General features: G+C 41.6%; 21 protein-coding genes. All 21 read right to left on the bottom strand.

Going from position 1 to position 16,269, the window contains the following annotated elements; genetic code table 11:
- Window positions 1-141: 141 nt before the first annotated feature.
- Window positions 142-1,260 carry a 1-propanol dehydrogenase PduQ gene (locus ACDF53_RS04720; RefSeq protein WP_370815639.1) on the bottom strand — a complete coding sequence of 373 codons (1,119 nt, stop codon included), beginning with the start codon at window positions 1,258-1,260 and terminating at the stop codon, window positions 142-144.
- Between the two features lie 11 nt (window positions 1,261-1,271).
- Window positions 1,272-2,705, bottom strand: a complete 1,434-nt coding sequence (locus ACDF53_RS04715; RefSeq protein ID WP_370815638.1) for an aldehyde dehydrogenase family protein — start codon at window positions 2,703-2,705, stop codon at window positions 1,272-1,274.
- Between the two features lie 128 nt (window positions 2,706-2,833).
- Window positions 2,834-3,100 (bottom strand): EutN/CcmL family microcompartment protein, encoded by a 267-nt coding sequence (locus ACDF53_RS04710; protein WP_024066335.1) that lies wholly within the window; start codon window positions 3,098-3,100, stop codon window positions 2,834-2,836.
- Window positions 3,087-3,578 carry a PduM family microcompartment protein gene (pduM, locus tag ACDF53_RS04705; protein ID WP_119206715.1) on the bottom strand — a complete coding sequence of 164 codons (492 nt, stop codon included), beginning with the start codon at window positions 3,576-3,578 and terminating at the stop codon, window positions 3,087-3,089. Before pduM ends, ACDF53_RS04710 begins: the two co-directional genes overlap by 14 nt.
- Before the next feature lies 1 nt (window position 3,579).
- The gene (gene eutJ / locus ACDF53_RS04700; protein WP_233541484.1) at window positions 3,580-4,419 is read right to left on the bottom strand and encodes an ethanolamine utilization protein EutJ; all 840 of its coding nucleotides are present in this window, start codon (window positions 4,417-4,419) and stop codon (window positions 3,580-3,582) included.
- Window positions 4,420-4,429: 10 nt separating this feature from the next.
- Entirely contained in the window at window positions 4,430-5,050 is a 621-nt protein-coding gene (gene pduL, locus ACDF53_RS04695) for a phosphate propanoyltransferase (protein ID WP_119206716.1), read from the bottom strand.
- A gap of 6 nt (window positions 5,051-5,056) precedes the next feature.
- Entirely contained in the window at window positions 5,057-5,332 is a 276-nt protein-coding gene (gene pduA, locus ACDF53_RS04690; RefSeq protein ID WP_005385294.1) for a propanediol utilization microcompartment protein PduA, read from the bottom strand.
- Window positions 5,333-5,358: 26 nt separating this feature from the next.
- Complete coding sequence (locus tag ACDF53_RS04685) at window positions 5,359-5,889, bottom strand: BMC domain-containing protein (protein WP_119206717.1); 531 nt, start codon at window positions 5,887-5,889, stop codon at window positions 5,359-5,361.
- 65 nt (window positions 5,890-5,954) lie between these two features.
- On the bottom strand, window positions 5,955-6,134 hold the full coding sequence (locus ACDF53_RS04680) for a hypothetical protein (RefSeq protein WP_119206718.1): 180 nt from the start codon (window positions 6,132-6,134) through the stop codon (window positions 5,955-5,957).
- Window positions 6,135-6,226: 92 nt separating this feature from the next.
- Complete coding sequence (gene pduB, locus ACDF53_RS04675; protein ID WP_295793799.1) at window positions 6,227-7,069, bottom strand: propanediol utilization microcompartment protein PduB; 843 nt, start codon at window positions 7,067-7,069, stop codon at window positions 6,227-6,229.
- A 2-nt stretch (window positions 7,070-7,071) separates the two neighbouring features.
- Window positions 7,072-7,353 (bottom strand): propanediol utilization microcompartment protein PduA, encoded by a 282-nt coding sequence (pduA, locus tag ACDF53_RS04670; RefSeq protein WP_005385289.1) that lies wholly within the window; start codon window positions 7,351-7,353, stop codon window positions 7,072-7,074.
- A 44-nt stretch (window positions 7,354-7,397) separates the two neighbouring features.
- Window positions 7,398-8,405 carry a nicotinate-nucleotide--dimethylbenzimidazole phosphoribosyltransferase gene (locus ACDF53_RS04665; protein ID WP_119206719.1) on the bottom strand — a complete coding sequence of 336 codons (1,008 nt, stop codon included), beginning with the start codon at window positions 8,403-8,405 and terminating at the stop codon, window positions 7,398-7,400.
- Between the two features lie 18 nt (window positions 8,406-8,423).
- The gene (locus tag ACDF53_RS04660; RefSeq protein WP_005385286.1) at window positions 8,424-8,864 is read right to left on the bottom strand and encodes a EutP/PduV family microcompartment system protein; all 441 of its coding nucleotides are present in this window, start codon (window positions 8,862-8,864) and stop codon (window positions 8,424-8,426) included.
- A 13-nt stretch (window positions 8,865-8,877) separates the two neighbouring features.
- Window positions 8,878-9,240 (bottom strand): ethanolamine utilization microcompartment protein EutS, encoded by a 363-nt coding sequence (gene eutS / locus ACDF53_RS04655; RefSeq protein WP_038117203.1) that lies wholly within the window; start codon window positions 9,238-9,240, stop codon window positions 8,878-8,880.
- An 85-nt stretch (window positions 9,241-9,325) separates the two neighbouring features.
- The gene (locus ACDF53_RS04650) at window positions 9,326-10,048 is read right to left on the bottom strand and encodes an MIP/aquaporin family protein (RefSeq protein ID WP_119206720.1); all 723 of its coding nucleotides are present in this window, start codon (window positions 10,046-10,048) and stop codon (window positions 9,326-9,328) included.
- A gap of 10 nt (window positions 10,049-10,058) precedes the next feature.
- Window positions 10,059-11,114: a cob(I)yrinic acid a,c-diamide adenosyltransferase gene (locus tag ACDF53_RS04645; protein ID WP_119206721.1), complete on the bottom strand. Its 1,056-nt coding sequence runs from the start codon at window positions 11,112-11,114 to the stop codon at window positions 10,059-10,061.
- A 27-nt stretch (window positions 11,115-11,141) separates the two neighbouring features.
- A complete protein-coding gene (locus ACDF53_RS04640) occupies window positions 11,142-11,516 on the bottom strand; it encodes a glycerol dehydratase reactivase beta/small subunit family protein (protein WP_119206722.1) in 375 nt (124 codons plus the stop codon).
- Window positions 11,513-13,339, bottom strand: a complete 1,827-nt coding sequence (locus ACDF53_RS04635; protein WP_287499270.1) for a diol dehydratase reactivase subunit alpha — start codon at window positions 13,337-13,339, stop codon at window positions 11,513-11,515. Before ACDF53_RS04635 ends, ACDF53_RS04640 begins: the two co-directional genes overlap by 4 nt.
- An 18-nt stretch (window positions 13,340-13,357) precedes the next feature.
- Window positions 13,358-13,888: a diol dehydratase small subunit gene (locus ACDF53_RS04630; protein ID WP_105089792.1), complete on the bottom strand. Its 531-nt coding sequence runs from the start codon at window positions 13,886-13,888 to the stop codon at window positions 13,358-13,360.
- 11 nt (window positions 13,889-13,899) lie between these two features.
- Complete coding sequence (locus tag ACDF53_RS04625; protein WP_119206723.1) at window positions 13,900-14,598, bottom strand: propanediol/glycerol family dehydratase medium subunit; 699 nt, start codon at window positions 14,596-14,598, stop codon at window positions 13,900-13,902.
- Window positions 14,599-14,607: 9 nt separating this feature from the next.
- Window positions 14,608-16,269 carry a propanediol/glycerol family dehydratase large subunit gene (locus tag ACDF53_RS04620; protein WP_119206724.1) on the bottom strand — a complete coding sequence of 554 codons (1,662 nt, stop codon included), beginning with the start codon at window positions 16,267-16,269 and terminating at the stop codon, window positions 14,608-14,610.

The raw sequence follows: 16,269 nt of genomic DNA, 5'->3' as shown, positions 1-16,269 counted from the left end.
TAGGTAAATATTATTTCTATTTCTATTTCAATTAACAAGAATAAGGGGATACAAAAAGAGGCTTCCATGAAATCATTGAAGCCTCTTGTATTTGTATTGTTCATTATATACTTTTGAGTTTTATTATTCACTCTATATAGGTTACAAAACCTTTTTATATAATCCGATAAGATCATCATGGTTAGCTGGGTATGGATTAAATCTATAACACATATCCTCTAGTGCTCTATCTGCCATGAGGTTAAGTTTTGGTTCAGATGTAGCCTTATCTACACCAAATTCAGTCAGTGTCATTGGACATTCTAAAGTTCGTTGTAGTTTTATAATCGCCTCTAGTAATGCACCTATTTTATCTCCATCGGATGCTTTATGCGATGCAAAGCCCAACTTAGCAGATAGATGGGCATATTTCTTGGCCACCTCTTGGTTACGAGAGCAATTAAATCCAATTACATAAAGCAAAAGCATACTGTTAGCTAGACCATGAGGCACATGAAATTGTCCTCCCAACTGATGAGCCATGGCATGAACTATACCTAATCCGGCCTTGTTAAAGGATAGACCTGCTAAACATGAAGCCTCATGCATAGACATTCTATCTTGCTCTGTTGCTGTTGGCTTATGACATCTTGGTAAGTAAGTAAAGACTAGCTCAATCGCCTGTTGTGCCAACGCATCAGTAAAATTATTTGCAGCCGTTGCTACATAAGCTTCCAATGCGTGAACTAGCACATCCATACCACTGAATGCAGTAACACTTGGTGGAGATGTTTTTACAAATAATGGCGTTAATAATGCTTCATCTGGTAATACCGCATCATCCACAAGAGGATATTTAATTTGTGTTTCACTATCTGTAAGAACAGCAAAAGAGGTCACTTCTGATCCAGTTCCACTAGTAGTAGGAACAGCAATAAAGGATTTGATATCCATATGCTTTAACTTACGACCAAAGTAAGCCATGCCCTTACTCATATCGATACAGGAGCCCCCACCTATGGCAATGATTACAGTTGGTTTAATGCCTTCCATAAACTCGATACCCTTTACTACATGCGTTATGGGTGGATCAGGTACTACATCAGTATAGATGGTTACCTTATTTTTACTGTCCATTAACCCCATCACATATGTAAGGCTTGGAGAATCTTTTAAAAATGGATCGCATATGATAAGTATAGATTCATTAGAAAACTCCGTAAGACGATTCAACGAATCTGGCCCTGCATAAATCTGGGTTGGAAAAGTCCATTTATTCATATGCTCACCACCTATCGAATATTAAATCCTGTTGTTAAGCAACATCTACGACGTCGCGCAAAGCAACGAGCCGATGTAGTAGATTCCCCAGTAGGTGTAGCAATTGTAAAGGTTGTCGTACCCTCACCGCTAAATCCAAGCCCTGCATAGGACGGACCATTCTTAACAAAAATGGAAGTTTTCATTTTACGAGCCATCCGGTTGAGGCGTTCCATATTCAAGGAATGCATTGTGGCCGTATGATGTAAGCCTGCTTCTAACATCAAGCATACATCAAGACCTTCGTCAAAGCTATCTACTGTAACAACAGGTAAAATAGGCATTAACATCTCAATTACTGCAAAGGGATGATTTTTTGGAGCCCGCATGATAATTAACCGTGGATCACCATTGTACGGAATATGTGCTGCATCAAGAATAACGCTTGCATTTTTACCGACAAATTTTTTATTTGGTGTCCCATTCGGTAACACTGTTAAATCGACTAGGCGTTGAATATCTTGTTGATTTTCAAGGAGAACACAACCTGCTTTTACCATTTCTTGAACTAGGTGTGGCTCGATTTGGCGCATGGCTACAACGCTCTTTTCAGCGATACATAGAATATTATTATCTAGACTAGCGCCAAGAACAATATCTTGAGCGGCCTTTTTAATATCTGCCGTTTCATCTACAAAGGCCGGTGGATTACCTGCACCAGCACCGATAACCTTTTTACCACTTTGAAGGGCTTGTTTTACTACGCCAGGACCTCCAGTAACAACTAATAGGCTCACATCTGGATGTAGCATCATCTCTTGAGCAGACTCAATAGATGGCTCTCGAAGTGTAACAATAAGGTTTTCAATACCAATCGATTTGGCGATGATTTGATTAAGTTCACTAACTAGCAATCGACTAAGATGCTTAGCACCAGGATGAACACTAAAGAATACAGCATTCCCTGCGGCTAGCATACCTATTGTATTACATATTAATGTTTCCGCTGGATTCGTACTTGGCGTAACAGCACCAATAACACCATAAGCAGACAGTTCGTATAATGTCATACCATTATCGCCTGTTTCACACTCTGTAACGAGATCTTCTACGCCCGGTGTTTTATCGAGTGTTAGATTTAATTTTAGTACTTTATCCGCAACGCGACCCATCCCCGTTTCTTCAACGGTTTTCTGAGCCAACTCTTGTACTCGTGGACGCATGGCAGCACGGATGTCTGCTATTACCTTTTCACGGGTTGCTAAGGTGCAATCTTCAAAGCGCGCTTGTGCTGCTTTTGCAGCTTGAATTGCTTCATCAACTGTATCAAATACACCTGGCTCAACTTGACCTCTAGGCGCTTGTTTAATAGGTTGTGATGAGGCCATTTCTTGCTTTTGCCCCTGTAATACATCTATAACCATGGAGCGGATCATTTCTTTCAACTGTATATTGTTTTCCATCATGAACCTCCATATAGGTTGCATTGCTGATGCAATGACCATGTCAACTAACGGTGTACACAATCAAGGATACATTCATGATGTGACACAATAACTAGGTTTAACTCTGGCACCAGCTATTTCCTATACAATTATTTTTCAAAACTATCAATAATACCCACAATAGCACAATCTACTGCGGTGCCTTTATCATCTTCGAAAATATGCCGTGCCGATGAGCCTCGAGTTAGAAGCACATATTCACCTTCACCAGCACATACTGTATCGACGGCGATTTCTATGCGCCCCGTCAACTCTTGTTCTCCATCGAGAATATCTACCATCATCAGTTTCATTCCCTTTAGAGATTCATGCTTTTGAGTAGATACGATACTACCCACAACTTTACCGACTTGCATACTTCTCGTTCCCTTCAATTATTGTGATACCTAAGCGCTCGATTTCATCTCGAGCAGCCATGGTGAACCTTTGTCCCCTATATATGACGATAATAGACTGACTTTCACAAGATCTAACAAAAGAGGCCGTTATCCACGCTTGATGACTGGCATATATAGGACGACCAAATTTATCTAGAAATTTGATAGGCCAATCTAGAATGACTGATGGATTCATCAACGAGGTTACAGGAACTGCTAGGTGTATCGTCACCTCACAGTCATACGCTAATGCACGATGTAAATAGGCAACCCAAGGCACCAATGTATCGCGCATTAACTCTCGTATATGACCATAATCTATACCAGCGAAAGAAATGAGTTGGTTCTGCAACAATATATGCTCATCATAGCTATTGCACTCTGTGACCATAAAAGTAGCAGTGGATGTCATGCGCTTTTCTAGGCGTTCTAGCACCAGTTTAACTAATGCATCCATATTAATGCTCACTTCCCATGGCAATCCCTAAGGGCGTTACAAATTCTGGATACAGTGGCTTATGAACAGGTAAACCTATATATTGACTGAAAGTCTTTGTGAACTCCTCAAAATTAGAAGCACCGCCCACAACAACAATAGGAGTCCCCTTTTCATAGCCACCCTCATGTAACGCACGCTTAGAAATAGCTGCCATTTTTTCAACCACAGGCCGTATGGTTGCATATACATCACGTTTATTCGCTTCATTGCGCTTATAAGCCTCTGCTTCAGGGATGGAAATCCCATAGGCCCCGCTAATCACGAGGTTCATATGAGTGCCTCCTGTAGGCTCATCTACGGTATATACAACTTGGCCATCTTTTAAAATGCTTATGCCCGTAGTACCACCACCGACGTCAATAACAGCGCCATCGGTGATTCCTAGCACATTAGCAGCAGCGGTAGGCTCGTCTAAAATGCAGGTTACTTCAAAACCGGCACTTTCAAGAACATGACCTACTACCTCTTTATTCTTGCCTATCGTTCCAGGTGGAACAGCTGCTGCGGCATATACAAGCTCTGTGCCTAAGGCAGTTTCCGCCTTAGCCTTTAAAGCTCTCGTAATCGTAACAGCTCCCACATAGTCAACTACAAGGCCATCTCGAATAGATTCGTTGTATTCAAAAGCGCCATATATAGGTTTACCTTTGTCGTTAACTACGGATAGGACAATAGATGATGTACCAAGGTCAATACCTACGCGCAAATTCTTTTGATTATGAGAGCTCACTTGTTTGGACTCTACAAGATCAGAGAACTCTTGCAATGTATTATTTGCCTTTTTCAAACCCTTCATCATATCACCTACTTTACTGTACAATTCTCGCCATCACTGTACCTTGTACATTGGCAGCATTTGCCTCATCTGTGTCAATATGGAGTTCTAGGACAAAACCAGGCACGGCCCGAACGATGACATCACCAAATACAGTGGTGCGTTCTGGCGTTTGAAGTTCAACATTAACGCTATCGCCATCGTTTACATTAAGCCGTTTTGCATCATCAGGCGACATATGAATATGTCGCTTTGCAACGATACAAATAGGTTTTGTTATTTCCCCGTTTTCAGTACATAGAGTAATCTCTACGGCTGATTCTAAATGACCAGATAGCACAATAGGAGGTTTTATACCCAATGCACGAGCATCGGTCAACGATACCTCCACTTGTGACTGCTTTCTAAGAGGACCTAGTACGCGGACATTTTGAATGACCCCTTTAGGCCCCACTAAAGTAACAGTTTGTTCTGAAGCAAACTCTCCAGTTTGTTTTAAGTCACTTTTCTTAGTAATAGCCTGATTCGGGAATAATACATCCCAGTCCGCCTGACATAGATGGACATGTCTATTGCTCACACCTACGGGAATGGACGATTCGAACATGGCTTCGATCACTTCTCGTACGATAGCACGAATCTGTTCCCGATCCATAAGCTATTATCCTTTCTTAGGTAAGATTAATTCTACGTCGCTATGAGGGCGTGGAATTACATGAGTAGATACTACTTCGCCTACTTTTTGTGCTGCTGCACAGCCTGCATCAACCGCTGCTTTTACAGCGCCTACATCACCGCGAACCATTACAGTTACAAGACCGGAACCAATTTTTTCAGTACCTTCTAATGTAACGTTAGCTGCTTTTACCATTGCGTCAGCTGCTTCAATTGCGCCTACTAAACCTTTTGTTTCTACCATGCCTAATGCGTTATTCATGATAATCTCCTTTATTATTTACTACTTTATTTCTTTTTAGAGTTTTTCTTTGGTGTTGTTTTCTTTGTACCTGTGGACTTAGAACTTTTCGGTTCTATGATGGTAGATACAATTTCATCTAATACTTCAACAACCTTTTCATCTATTTTGGGTTTCTCTGTTTTAGAAGTTATAACTTCAGCTTTGACTGGTTCAGTTTCTATAATTTCTTTAGTTTCTTGAACACTAGCACTCGCCTTAGTTAACTGTGTATCATCAAATACTTTAGCTGGCTTATCTGTAAAGTCATCATTAAAGGATTCTACTAAGCCTTCTGCAGGCCGTGGAATTACCTTATGAGCTACATACAGGTTCATTCCTTTTGTAAGAGCTACACCAGTCTGAATAGCCGCTTCCACAGCTGCTACATCACCGGCAACCTTTACTGTCATCCAGCCAAGGCCTCTCGCCTTTTCTATGCCTATCAACCGTACATTTGCAGCTTTAACCATTGCATCTGATGCGGTGATAGCCCCCAGTAAACCAGCTACTTCTAGTAACCCTAGTGAATCTTTCACTATGCCACCTCCCGACGTCTATTTCTGTTGATGATTCGCAACAGGATTCATGCATTCCTATAACGTTAGCTACGTTGCATATCTACTAACATTTGACGAATCAAATCTTTTAATTCTGGTTCTTGAGATTCTGTTTTAGGTTCTTCTTTCGGTGTCGCCTGAACAGGCTCATCCTTGAGCATACCTACTTCATCTATTATGTCCATAATGATAGCCCGTAACATTTGTTCATTTAGTTCTGCCATTATGAATCCTCCTATTCACATTGTGAAAGTATCATCTATTGCGACGTGATAATGATATGTAATGAATATTTGACTCTTTGAAATAATATTCATTAAATAATGTAAGCATTACCTTTATTCTTAGGTCTGTCTCCCATAGTTTCTAGTAAAGCTAATCCTACATCACGTGCTGCTTTTACAGCTTGTTTAACAGCGCCAGAATCACCACTGATTTGTAAAATAACTTCATTACTCATAGCTGAACTCGATGGAGAACGATAGCCTACTACATCTACATTCGCTGATTTAACTGCTGTATCTGCCATAACTACACCAATAGCTGCTGGGGCCCCAACGATCAAGCCAAAGGCTTTACCTTCTGGTGTCCCAAAGGCAGTCACTAATGCTTCTCCTGCGCGAGCTGTATATTGAACCTCCACATGACCAGCTTCGTTCATATATACCTCGCCGAAGGTACGTTCTAATTCACGCAATGCTACCTCTACAGAACGTCTTACATCAGATACGTCATCGCCACCAAATATGATAAGGGAACCAGAACCGGCGCCACCTTTCATATCACGGGCAAGTTCAATGCTAACAATCTCAGTATTCGTTGCTTTTACAGCTTCATCAGCGGCCATGATTTGCGGCCCTGCACCTGTACGTGAACCTAAGATACCGATAGATCGATATGACTTAGTGAGCTTCATAGCTTCCAATACTTGACTGTCTACATTGGCAATTACAAGGCCAATTGTATCGCCTGTTGTAGTACTGCCTACATGTTCAGTAATCATTGAAGTTTGTAATTGATTTGTAGTAGGTGAACTTACAGGTGACGAAGCACATGATGCATTACCTGTTGCGCCTGTAATTTTGCTTAAATCAGCACCATCGATACGCATCAATACACGCTTTAAAATCTCATCTACCATACTTTTAGTATCGGCCATAATTATTCACCCTTTGTTGGTAAAATACCTTCTACATCTTTATGTGGTCTTGGAATTACATGAGTAGAGATAACAATGCCTACGCGTTCTGCAGCGGCTGCACCTGCGTCTACAGCAGCTTTTACAGCACCTACATCACCGCGAACCATAACAGTAACGAGACCAGAGCCAATTTTTTCATTCCCTACGAGTTCTACATTAGCTGCTTTAAGCATTGCATCTGCTGCTTCAATAGCGCCTACTAGGCCCTTAGTTTCCACCATACCTAATGCTTCTTGTGTCATCTGTTTTCTCTCCTTTTACAAAACATAGAGCAAAGATTACAAATTTATTTTTCTAATAGTTCCACCATAGTGCCTATATTCATAAAGGCAAAGTGTGCTGTTTTAAGCAGTTGTACCATTAATACGGCACCAGTTCCTTCACCTAATGCCATTTGCCCATGGATTGGAACTTCATCAAGACGAATATTTGCATAGGCTAATGCTGCTGCCATCCCTACCTCACGAGAATAATGAGATGGAATGCCATATAATGGAGCGTCTCCATTCATTTGAGTAGCACAAGCCATAGCAACTGCTGTTATATAACCATCGATAACAAATGGGATATGTAAGTCCGTACAAGCTACCATAGCACCGGTAATAGCGGCTATATCAAAGCCACCTACGCGGCTGATTACCTCTTTTGGACTATTTAAGTGTCCCTTATGATGAGATAGTGCAGTACGTACAAATTCTCGTTTTTGATTCATGTACGCCTCTTCATCAGGACCAGATCCAGGACCTACAGTTATCCGTGGGTCTAGTTTTGTAAGACCACTTAAGACAGCTGCTGAAGTTGTGGTATTACCAACACCCATTTCACCGAAGGAAAATAGATTGATACCAGATTCTGCGTAGTAGACAACGCGGTTATATCCAGCTTGGTACGCTAGGTCAAATTCTTCAGCGCTCATAGCAGCACCGTCTAATATATTCTTTGTGCCTTGAGCAACCTTTCGATTCACCCCAATACCTTGTGGACAAGCAATGCCTACATCTACCACTTCGTAAGGAATATGGTTAAAGATACAATAATTAGCAACTGCACTTTTACCATCAATCATATTCTGAGACTGTTTACGGGTAATCTCATAGTTATAACCGATTAGACCATCAACGGAAATACCATTATCTGCCGAAAAGATAATATGCTGAGCATGAATCTCAGGTTTCATATCCTGCCAAGCAAGACACATTTTCTTGAAATATCGTTCCCATAGACCCAAGCTTTTTGGAATGATCGCCTTATTTAAAATAAATTGATTAAGTTGTTCTTCAAAAACTTTGTCCATGGAAAAACCTTCTTTCAACTAACTATATATGTAGTTACATAATTGTTTTAACGACTCTTCGTCGTGAACTGATATTTCAAAAATCTTAGTGGCTCCCGCTAGTTTGAGATTGCGCCTAGGTGCCTCAACATCTTTGCCCGTATCTACCTTTGACACAACGCCTATAACTTCGCGATTGAGGGAGTTCCCAAAGCTTGGTGGAAATATGGTTGTTTCATCACCTGCAGGAATCATAAAAATCACTAAGTCCGCATCATAGGCGTGCAAGATAATGCCTCGATAGTAATTAGGATTTTCCATATATTCTCCAGGGGTATCGATGAAGTTTCCCACTCTCGTTATGGCTTGTGTCTTATGATACGTAGCCGAGCCATGGGTAATCGTATCGGCTAATGTAGTTTTACCACAACCGCTACGTCCTACTAGAAGGATGCGTTTTTCTTTCTTTTCGGTGCTCATAATTACCCTTTCATTAGGATCTTGTTAAATCTGTTGGAAAAAATCCTAATATGCGTTGCAATCCTTCAATTACGCTGCGCAATGCAGATTCAACAGCAGATACATCACCAGTTATGAGAAGTGCCCCCGAAAATCTATCGATGAAACCGATTTCGATATCACCGGATTTACTTGCAATATCGGCTGCAATAATGGTCCCTTCGCCAGGTGTTATAGTAAGAATCCCAATGGCATTTCTACCTTTTTCCTCGAGCCCCATTTTTCTAAATAGGTCTGGTTTAGGATTGGCAATAACATGGGCTATCGTAACCTGCTTTCCGGGTACAAATTCTTGTATGATGCGCTGTTTTGCATCAATTACCTCTTGAAAGGCCATATAATCTCCTCCTAATTCAAAATAATTTCTTTGAACTATCCTGATAAACTATGATTCGTTTTTGTTTTATATACTCTAGCTAGAGTTAAGGTGCCACTAATTGGAAGAATAATACGGCTAAGCCTGCGCCGATCAATGGGCCAATAAATGGTACCCACGCATATTGCCAGTTTGCAGTTCCCTTATTAGGAATTGGTAGTAAGAAATATGCTAACCGTGGACCAAAGTCGCGCGCTGGATTTAACGCATATCCAGTAGTTGCACCAAAGGACATACCTATGGATGCTACCAAGATACCGATGACCATAGGTGCTAAACCATCAGCCATTTTACCTAAGCAGAGAATAGCTAACATAAACATAAACGTAGCTATAATTTCGGATATCAAATTGAAAGGTTTATTATCGATGGCTGGACCTGTTGCAAAAATCCCTACACAGTTCCCTTCATCAGGACCTGTTACTTTAAAATGTGGATAATAGAACAGTGCAGCAATGGCAGCACCAGTAAAACCACCTGCAATTTGCGCTATGGACATTGGAATAACTTGATCCCAAGGGAATATACCAGCTACAGCAAGGGCAAAGGTAACTGCTGGATTCAAATGACCAGGGCCACCAAGTGTAATACCTACGTATACACCAAAGGAAACGGCAAAGGCCCATCCAAAGATAATGTGTAACCAGTTAGTTCCAAAAATACTAACGATGGTTTTCTTTAATAAAATTGATGCATTTGTACTGTTACCAAATGCAATTAGAACGGCAGTACCAACAAACTCACTAATATACATTTGCGTTACGTCCATTGTTTTCACCTCATCGAGTTAACAAAGATTGTAATGCATGAGATGCAATGTCCATATCTTCTGCCACAGTGCCACCGCTAATGCCGAAACCACCGACAATTTCGCCGTCGATGATGATCGGATAACCTCCACCAAAGGTACAGATTTTACGATTTACCATGGATTCAATGTTGAATAGATCGCCATCAGGCTGTGCACTTTGATGTACTTCATGAGTTGCCGCTTTGAGAGCTACTGCAGTATACGCCTTTGCCTGTGCGATATCGTTGCTGATGAGCAATGCATCTGACATACGATGGAAATACATTAATACACCGTTTGCATCTACTATAGATACAACGATAGGTACACCTATGGACTGAGCATAGTCCATGGCTGCTTGTGAAAGTTTCGTCATAATTTCTTCTAGCTTTGTTCTAGTTGCCATATAACTAACTCCATTTTCAGTAGTATGCCCCATATGCCATAAGCTCCGATTCGTTTCCGCCAGTACTTCAGCATGACTGTTCTTAACACGTTCTGCTACGCGCTCTACAATTGTTTCTACAAATTGCACATAGTCTTCCATACGAGCCATGATATAAAGAGCATCAGATAATCGATTTATAAATTTTCGAACCTCATCGCGAATTGGTTCTACAGAACCTAAGCTAATAAGTAACCGTTCACCGCGACGACAGATTGTGCGAGCCACATGTAGCTCTGCAGCAGATAAATAATTTCCGCTTAATATAAAGCTATGTTGCTGTGGCAATCGATTAGTATAGTCATCGATCATGTATTCCAATTCGCTTATATCTTGTTGTGAAATTAGATTACTACTTTCACTTAGATTTTCCACATGAGGCGTGGCTACCTCCGCACATAAGCGGAATAGCTGATGTTGTAATGTGTGAAGCACATGTTTATTGTCTGGTGAGACAACTAATTTCTCACATACACTAACCTGTGCATTTAATTCATCAAAGGTTCCATATGTGTCCACACGAAGTGAATTTTTAGGTACTCTAGTGCCATCAAATAAGGCCGTTGTACCTGCATCACCGGTTTTCGTATAAATAGCCATATGCACCACCTCTAAAGTTAGTTAGATTTAAAAAGCTACTTCCAATCGTTCATCGGAAACGAAAGGATTACCTTTTACAAGGCGGGCTGCATTGACACCTAAGGTACGTAAGCTATCTGGATATTGAGCATAACCCGTAAGTCGATAAATAAATTGATGCATTGGTATGTTTTTATAGGTCAACACAATCGCCTCATCATCAACGCCTATCCCAACAGATAAAGCGGAATTACGAGATGCTAGGTCAGCCAATGTCATATGCGTACCACTATGGGACTCAATGACAACAGGTAGACCTTCCTCTTCAATTCCATATAGAACGGGTTTTAGTATATCCTCACTGATATGCTCTGTAGCATACAGCAATATGGTTGGCTTACTGACGATACTTTGATCCATCATAGGCCTCCCTTCTGTGCATAGGATAATACCAATCCTGTAGCTACCGCATTTCGTGCCCCTTCAACGCCTCGAATATTGCCTCGCCCCGCTACTAATGCATATTGTGAAAGTGCATCGGTTACGAGTTGAGGAATTTCAAAGTCTAATGCAGAACCACCTACGATAACTACGAATGGTATATCTCGCACATTATGAGTAGGACTAACAGATGCCAAAGCGCGGAGTGAGTTTGTGACAAATACCCGTTTCTTTGCAGTTTGACGAACACGCTTAATCTTTTCTAGAGGGATATCTCGCTCTACAGGAACGAGCCCATCTGGCGTTACGATAACAACGCGTCCAAACAATGCTGCCGAAAGTGGTTCATTAAAGAACTGCACCGTTCCATCTTCGTGACGAATGTGATATACACTGAGTACTTGAGCCAATGGATCTCGTTTGATGGCTTCTGCAATATGCATATCCTCTAAACCAAGTTCAGAATTGATGAGCATAGTTACCATATTTCCTGCTCCTGCAAGATGAATGGCTTTAATTTTTCCTTCTTGGTTAATGATGGATGCATCAGTTGAGCCTGCCCCTAGATCGAGTATGGCCATTGGTTTTGCTGTCCCCGGTGTAGTCAAAGCGCCTAAGATAGCTGATTCAGCCTCTTCACCACCGATTTCAACTGGTACGCCTAGCTCTTTTTCTACCTGCTTTGCAATGATTTCCATTTGTAGATGATCTGACTTAACCATGGAGGCAATGCCTACGGCTTGTTCCATAGAGAACTCACCTGCAAGGCCACCCTTTACATTGATAGGAACAGCTACATCTACGGCTAGCAAGTCTTGGATGAATACATCTTGCGGGGATTTATTCGTCAATTGAGCCATTGTAAGGCGAACCTTTTCAAGCATGCCACCTACGTTCGTACCTGCTTCACCACTGATATCATCGATAGGATGAACAGATTCGAGGGTTTCCATAATTCTCTCTGCCCCAGCAGATACATCGACGGATACAGTTCGATCATTCCCCATAACAATGATGGATCCTGCCGGTATTACCCGCTCCTTAACGTCCCCTGCCGGTGTTTTGATGACTACAGCTGAGCGATTTCCGATAAGAGCTCTAGCGATAGGTACAATATTCTTTGTTTCCTCTGGTGAAAGCTCAAATACAGTGGCAATCCCATAAGGATTTGATAATTGTGATACCACTTGCCCCGGTTCTACAACCTCTACGGCAGAAAGCATGCCCATTGGGATTTTATCGATATACGCAACCTCATCTACGATAGGAATTTTATGATCCAATCGATTGTTAACGAGTACGCCGTCATCGGCTTGAAGGATAGCAGCTCGAATATCATAACCTCGTTTGCAATATGCATTAATCAGCTGTGCTATCAATTCAAAATCGATAATCTTTGGAGCTACCACGATGTATGGCTGACCTTGTGGCTTATCAATTAGTTGCTCAATGGGAACGGTATACCCTACACCAAGACCTAAGCCACCTGGTGTTTTAGGGTTGTGCCCTATCATGGTAGATTCCGTAATTATGGTTTCTGTAATCGTTTCCATGGCCACATCGCCGATAACTGGTGTAGCCTCATTAATGCGAACTAAGTCAATGTCTCGTAGTGTAAGATTAGCAGACCTAATTAGCGACTTGAGGGCATCCATGAGACCTACGATATTTTCGCGTGTTCCTTTAATACCTGTGGTACTAGCGATGGCAGAAGATAAGAACTTTACCTCGCCATTGCTATGAATTTCGGCCAAGGCCGCTTCTGTTGTAGAGTTTCCGATATCGATGCCAACAATTCGTTTCATAATGACATCTCCTATAGGTTAATTATCACCTTTAAGTTTTTTACGACGTTCGTAATTTTCTGCAGCTTCTCGTACAAAGTTTGCACAAATTGGAGCCCCTAAACCATCAAGTTCGCTAGCAATATCTAACAGTTCTTGTTTAGAAGAACGATATGGACGAAGTGCATTGTACATTTCAAGTAAACGTTTATCACTTACCTTCGTCATTTCTGCAGCGCGAGAGAAGTTGAGTTCAATTTGATCTCGGCCCCCAGCCTTAGCAATTTGACCTTGAGCTTTCAAAATGGATGGAGAAATTTTTAAATCGTCCATTGTGATATGTCCGGCCATTACGTTATCCATCGTAATATGGCTTAAGTCTCGACCTTGACCAAGATCAATCCATTCTGGATGTTTTTTAGCAATCGGATAATCTTCGATTGTAACTACTCTATCTACTGTATTAGTTGTAGATGGTGTATGAGGCGCTGAATACTGTGTTGTACTACCTTTCGCCCCTTCTATTTCAGATACGATCTGCCGAATTAAGGCTTCTAATTCGTTAGCCATAGTAAACCTCCTTATACAGTGACACGAACTTCATCAGCTGGCTTACCTTTTACTACATGCTTAGTTTCCTTGATATGAAGCAATGCAGATAATGCTTGATATTTTGGACGAGCCATTTGATCGTTCAATGTTGGTACTGGTGTTGGGGATTCGCCCTTAGCATATTTAGCAGCATTTTTACCGATAGCACGGTATGTTTCAGCTGTTAATAGAGGTGCTTGAGGGAATAATTCCAAATTTGAAAGTGGTTGTAAATCGCGTTGGTGAATCAAAGTAGTACCTTTAGATTGAATACCGATGCATACACCAGATCCAGAAATAGAATCGCCTTCAACGGCTACGGCCGCTACGTCAGAGGAACGGTATACGCGAATTACACGAGCTTTTAAACCTTCTTCTTCGATACCAGCTACTAATTGGCGAATTACCTCTTGATGCGGTACACCAACGATGGTTTGTCGTTGACTACGGCCAAAGGCAGGGCCAACAGCAATAACCACTTCATCTGCGCTTGTACCAGGTTGTGCAGGGCCACCAGTTTGGAGCCAGCTATCGTCACCAGTTGGATCTTCATGTCTAGGAGTAGCACTTGGTGTTGTGCTTTTACCAGCACTAGCCTTGAATTGTGGTGCTTCATGAACACCACCCATTTCTTGTAAAACGTCTAGGATAATAGAACGTAATACATCTCTGTTAATTTCAGCCATCATGACACCTCCTTATATATCCCGTGGATCAATGGCGTTTGGAATATCTTTAATGCGTTCCCAATCTTCACCTTCCACACGATAACCTGTGCCAACACCTTGATAGTCATTTCTATTGTTAATCGCGGAGATAACATTGAAATCACGGTCAAAGATGGCCGATGTTTGTAAGTAATCGCCGGAGATTTTTTGTTTTAATAGATTCAAAATACTTTGTGCTACATCAGGATGACCTTCTTTAGCTAAGCCTTTTACAAAGTCAACACCTGTAACACCGCGGTTCAACAAGTCTTGAGCCGCTTTAATATCTGCAACCTTGTCGCGAGGAGGCATATCTTTAGAGCCATTCGCATAAGTAGCAGCCTCTACCTCTTGATCTGTAATCGGAGGCAAACCTAATGCTTTGAATAAAGCTTGTAGTGCACGAGCCGCTTTATTACGAACTGCTACTACTTCTTCTTCGCGAGCAGGGATAAGTCCACCATTTACCTTAAGGTCACGTTGAATAACTGTCCAGTCATCATAGTCCTCTGCATCCCAGTTGGAACCAGCAAACATGTTGTCATAGTTTGGTGTAGAGCTATAACCAGAGCAAATGAAGTCAGTACCTGGTGCAAATTGCATCAATGTACGAGCTGTTCTACGCAAATCAGAATGACTGAATGTTTGGTCATTACTAGATGCACATTCTAGGTCGAGCATAGCTGCTACAAGGTTTTCTGCTAATACAGCGCGGATACCAGAAGGTACAGCTGCTGGAATACCGATACAGCTTACAGAACCATTTTGGATACCTTGTACGCCAGCGCCTTTTGTGATATATAGGCAACGGATTTCAAGGTACAACATAGATTTACCTTCTGCTTGGCCCATTTGTACTTCAGAACCTGTACCAGAGGTGAAGCGCATTTTAAGACCACGAGAGGCATAAGCAGATGCGAGGAATCCTTTAGACCAAGGTGTATCATCACCATCGGTAAATACGTCTTCTGTACCATATACGGAAATTGTTTCTGCATATGCTGTGAAGCCACGCATGCCAAGTTCCAATTCTGTCGCTTCTTCCAAGGAGCATTGTGTCAATACACCTGGGCGACCACATTGAGAGCCTACGAGTAAGCTAATCGCATTGAGTGGTGCGTAACGAGCAACGGCTACTGTTGTTTCTTCTTCTGCGAACCCACGAAGTGCACCTTCCGCAGCATCGGCTGCGATTTGTACTGGATTGTCGTTTACGTTCGTTACATGAGCTTGGTTAGCCATTGTACGACGAGCACGCATTTTTTGCATACATTGCATCATCTCAACAACGTTCATAGAAGAAACAACTTCCAACATTTTCGCTGGAGTAATAGATTTACAAATCTTAACGATTTCTTCACGAGGTACTGATGGTGTAAGCATCATATTAGCAATCTCTTTTGAATCCTTTGCCATTGCTTGTTCAGCACCATCGAGAACGATACCGTAATTTGCAATAAATGTATCGATAAGATCAAAATCTTCACGGCGTTTACTATCGAGTTCAACGATGCGCCCACCTTCGATTTTGAGACTAGGCTTTGGATCTTGAGGAGATTCCATGGCTATAAAACCTTCCTCTACCCATTCCTTTACATAACCATCCTGATTAACAGGACGTTGACTTAAGACTTCGAAACGTTTTGATTTCAT

It is taken from the genome of Veillonella sp., assembly GCF_041333735.1.
GTDB lineage: Bacteria > Bacillota > Negativicutes > Veillonellales > Veillonellaceae > Veillonella.
The sequence above is the reverse complement of the archived record's forward strand: the minus strand, read 5'-3'. Positions and strand labels throughout refer to the sequence as shown.

Excerpts from the sequence above, each read along its gene's own strand:
- ACDF53_RS04720 (WP_370815639.1), bottom strand. The coding sequence starts at position 1,260 with ATGAATAAATGGACTTTTCCAACCCAGATTTATGCAGGGCCAGATTCG.
- ACDF53_RS04715 (WP_370815638.1), bottom strand. The coding sequence starts at position 2,705 with ATGATGGAAAACAATATACAGTTGAAAGAAATGATCCGCTCCATGGTT.
- ACDF53_RS04710 (WP_024066335.1), bottom strand. The coding sequence starts at position 3,100 with ATGCAAGTCGGTAAAGTTGTGGGTAGTATCGTATCTACTCAAAAGCAT.
- pduM (WP_119206715.1), bottom strand. The coding sequence starts at position 3,578 with ATGGATGCATTAGTTAAACTGGTGCTAGAACGCCTAGAAAAGCGCATG.
- eutJ (WP_233541484.1), bottom strand. The coding sequence starts at position 4,419 with ATGATGAAGGGTTTGAAAAAGGCAAATAATACATTGCAAGAGTTCTCT.
- pduL (WP_119206716.1), bottom strand. The coding sequence starts at position 5,050 with ATGGATCGGGAACAGATTCGTGCTATCGTACGAGAAGTGATCGAAGCC.
- pduA (WP_005385294.1), bottom strand. The coding sequence starts at position 5,332 with ATGAATAACGCATTAGGCATGGTAGAAACAAAAGGTTTAGTAGGCGCA.
- ACDF53_RS04680 (WP_119206718.1), bottom strand. The coding sequence starts at position 6,134 with ATGGCAGAACTAAATGAACAAATGTTACGGGCTATCATTATGGACATA.
- pduB (WP_295793799.1), bottom strand. The coding sequence starts at position 7,069 with ATGGCCGATACTAAAAGTATGGTAGATGAGATTTTAAAGCGTGTATTG.
- pduA (WP_005385289.1), bottom strand. The coding sequence starts at position 7,353 with ATGACACAAGAAGCATTAGGTATGGTGGAAACTAAGGGCCTAGTAGGC.
- ACDF53_RS04665 (WP_119206719.1), bottom strand. The coding sequence starts at position 8,405 with ATGGACAAAGTTTTTGAAGAACAACTTAATCAATTTATTTTAAATAAG.
- ACDF53_RS04660 (WP_005385286.1), bottom strand. The coding sequence starts at position 8,864 with ATGAGCACCGAAAAGAAAGAAAAACGCATCCTTCTAGTAGGACGTAGC.
- eutS (WP_038117203.1), bottom strand. The coding sequence starts at position 9,240 with ATGGCCTTTCAAGAGGTAATTGATGCAAAACAGCGCATCATACAAGAA.
- ACDF53_RS04650 (WP_119206720.1), bottom strand. The coding sequence starts at position 10,048 with ATGGACGTAACGCAAATGTATATTAGTGAGTTTGTTGGTACTGCCGTT.
- ACDF53_RS04645 (WP_119206721.1), bottom strand. The coding sequence starts at position 11,114 with ATGGCTATTTATACGAAAACCGGTGATGCAGGTACAACGGCCTTATTT.
- ACDF53_RS04640 (WP_119206722.1), bottom strand. The coding sequence starts at position 11,516 with ATGATGGATCAAAGTATCGTCAGTAAGCCAACCATATTGCTGTATGCT.
- ACDF53_RS04635 (WP_287499270.1), bottom strand. The coding sequence starts at position 13,339 with ATGAAACGAATTGTTGGCATCGATATCGGAAACTCTACAACAGAAGCG.
- ACDF53_RS04630 (WP_105089792.1), bottom strand. The coding sequence starts at position 13,888 with ATGGCTAACGAATTAGAAGCCTTAATTCGGCAGATCGTATCTGAAATA.
- ACDF53_RS04625 (WP_119206723.1), bottom strand. The coding sequence starts at position 14,598 with ATGATGGCTGAAATTAACAGAGATGTATTACGTTCTATTATCCTAGAC.
- ACDF53_RS04620 (WP_119206724.1), bottom strand. The coding sequence starts at position 16,269 with ATGAAATCAAAACGTTTCGAAGTCTTAAGTCAACGTCCTGTTAATCAG.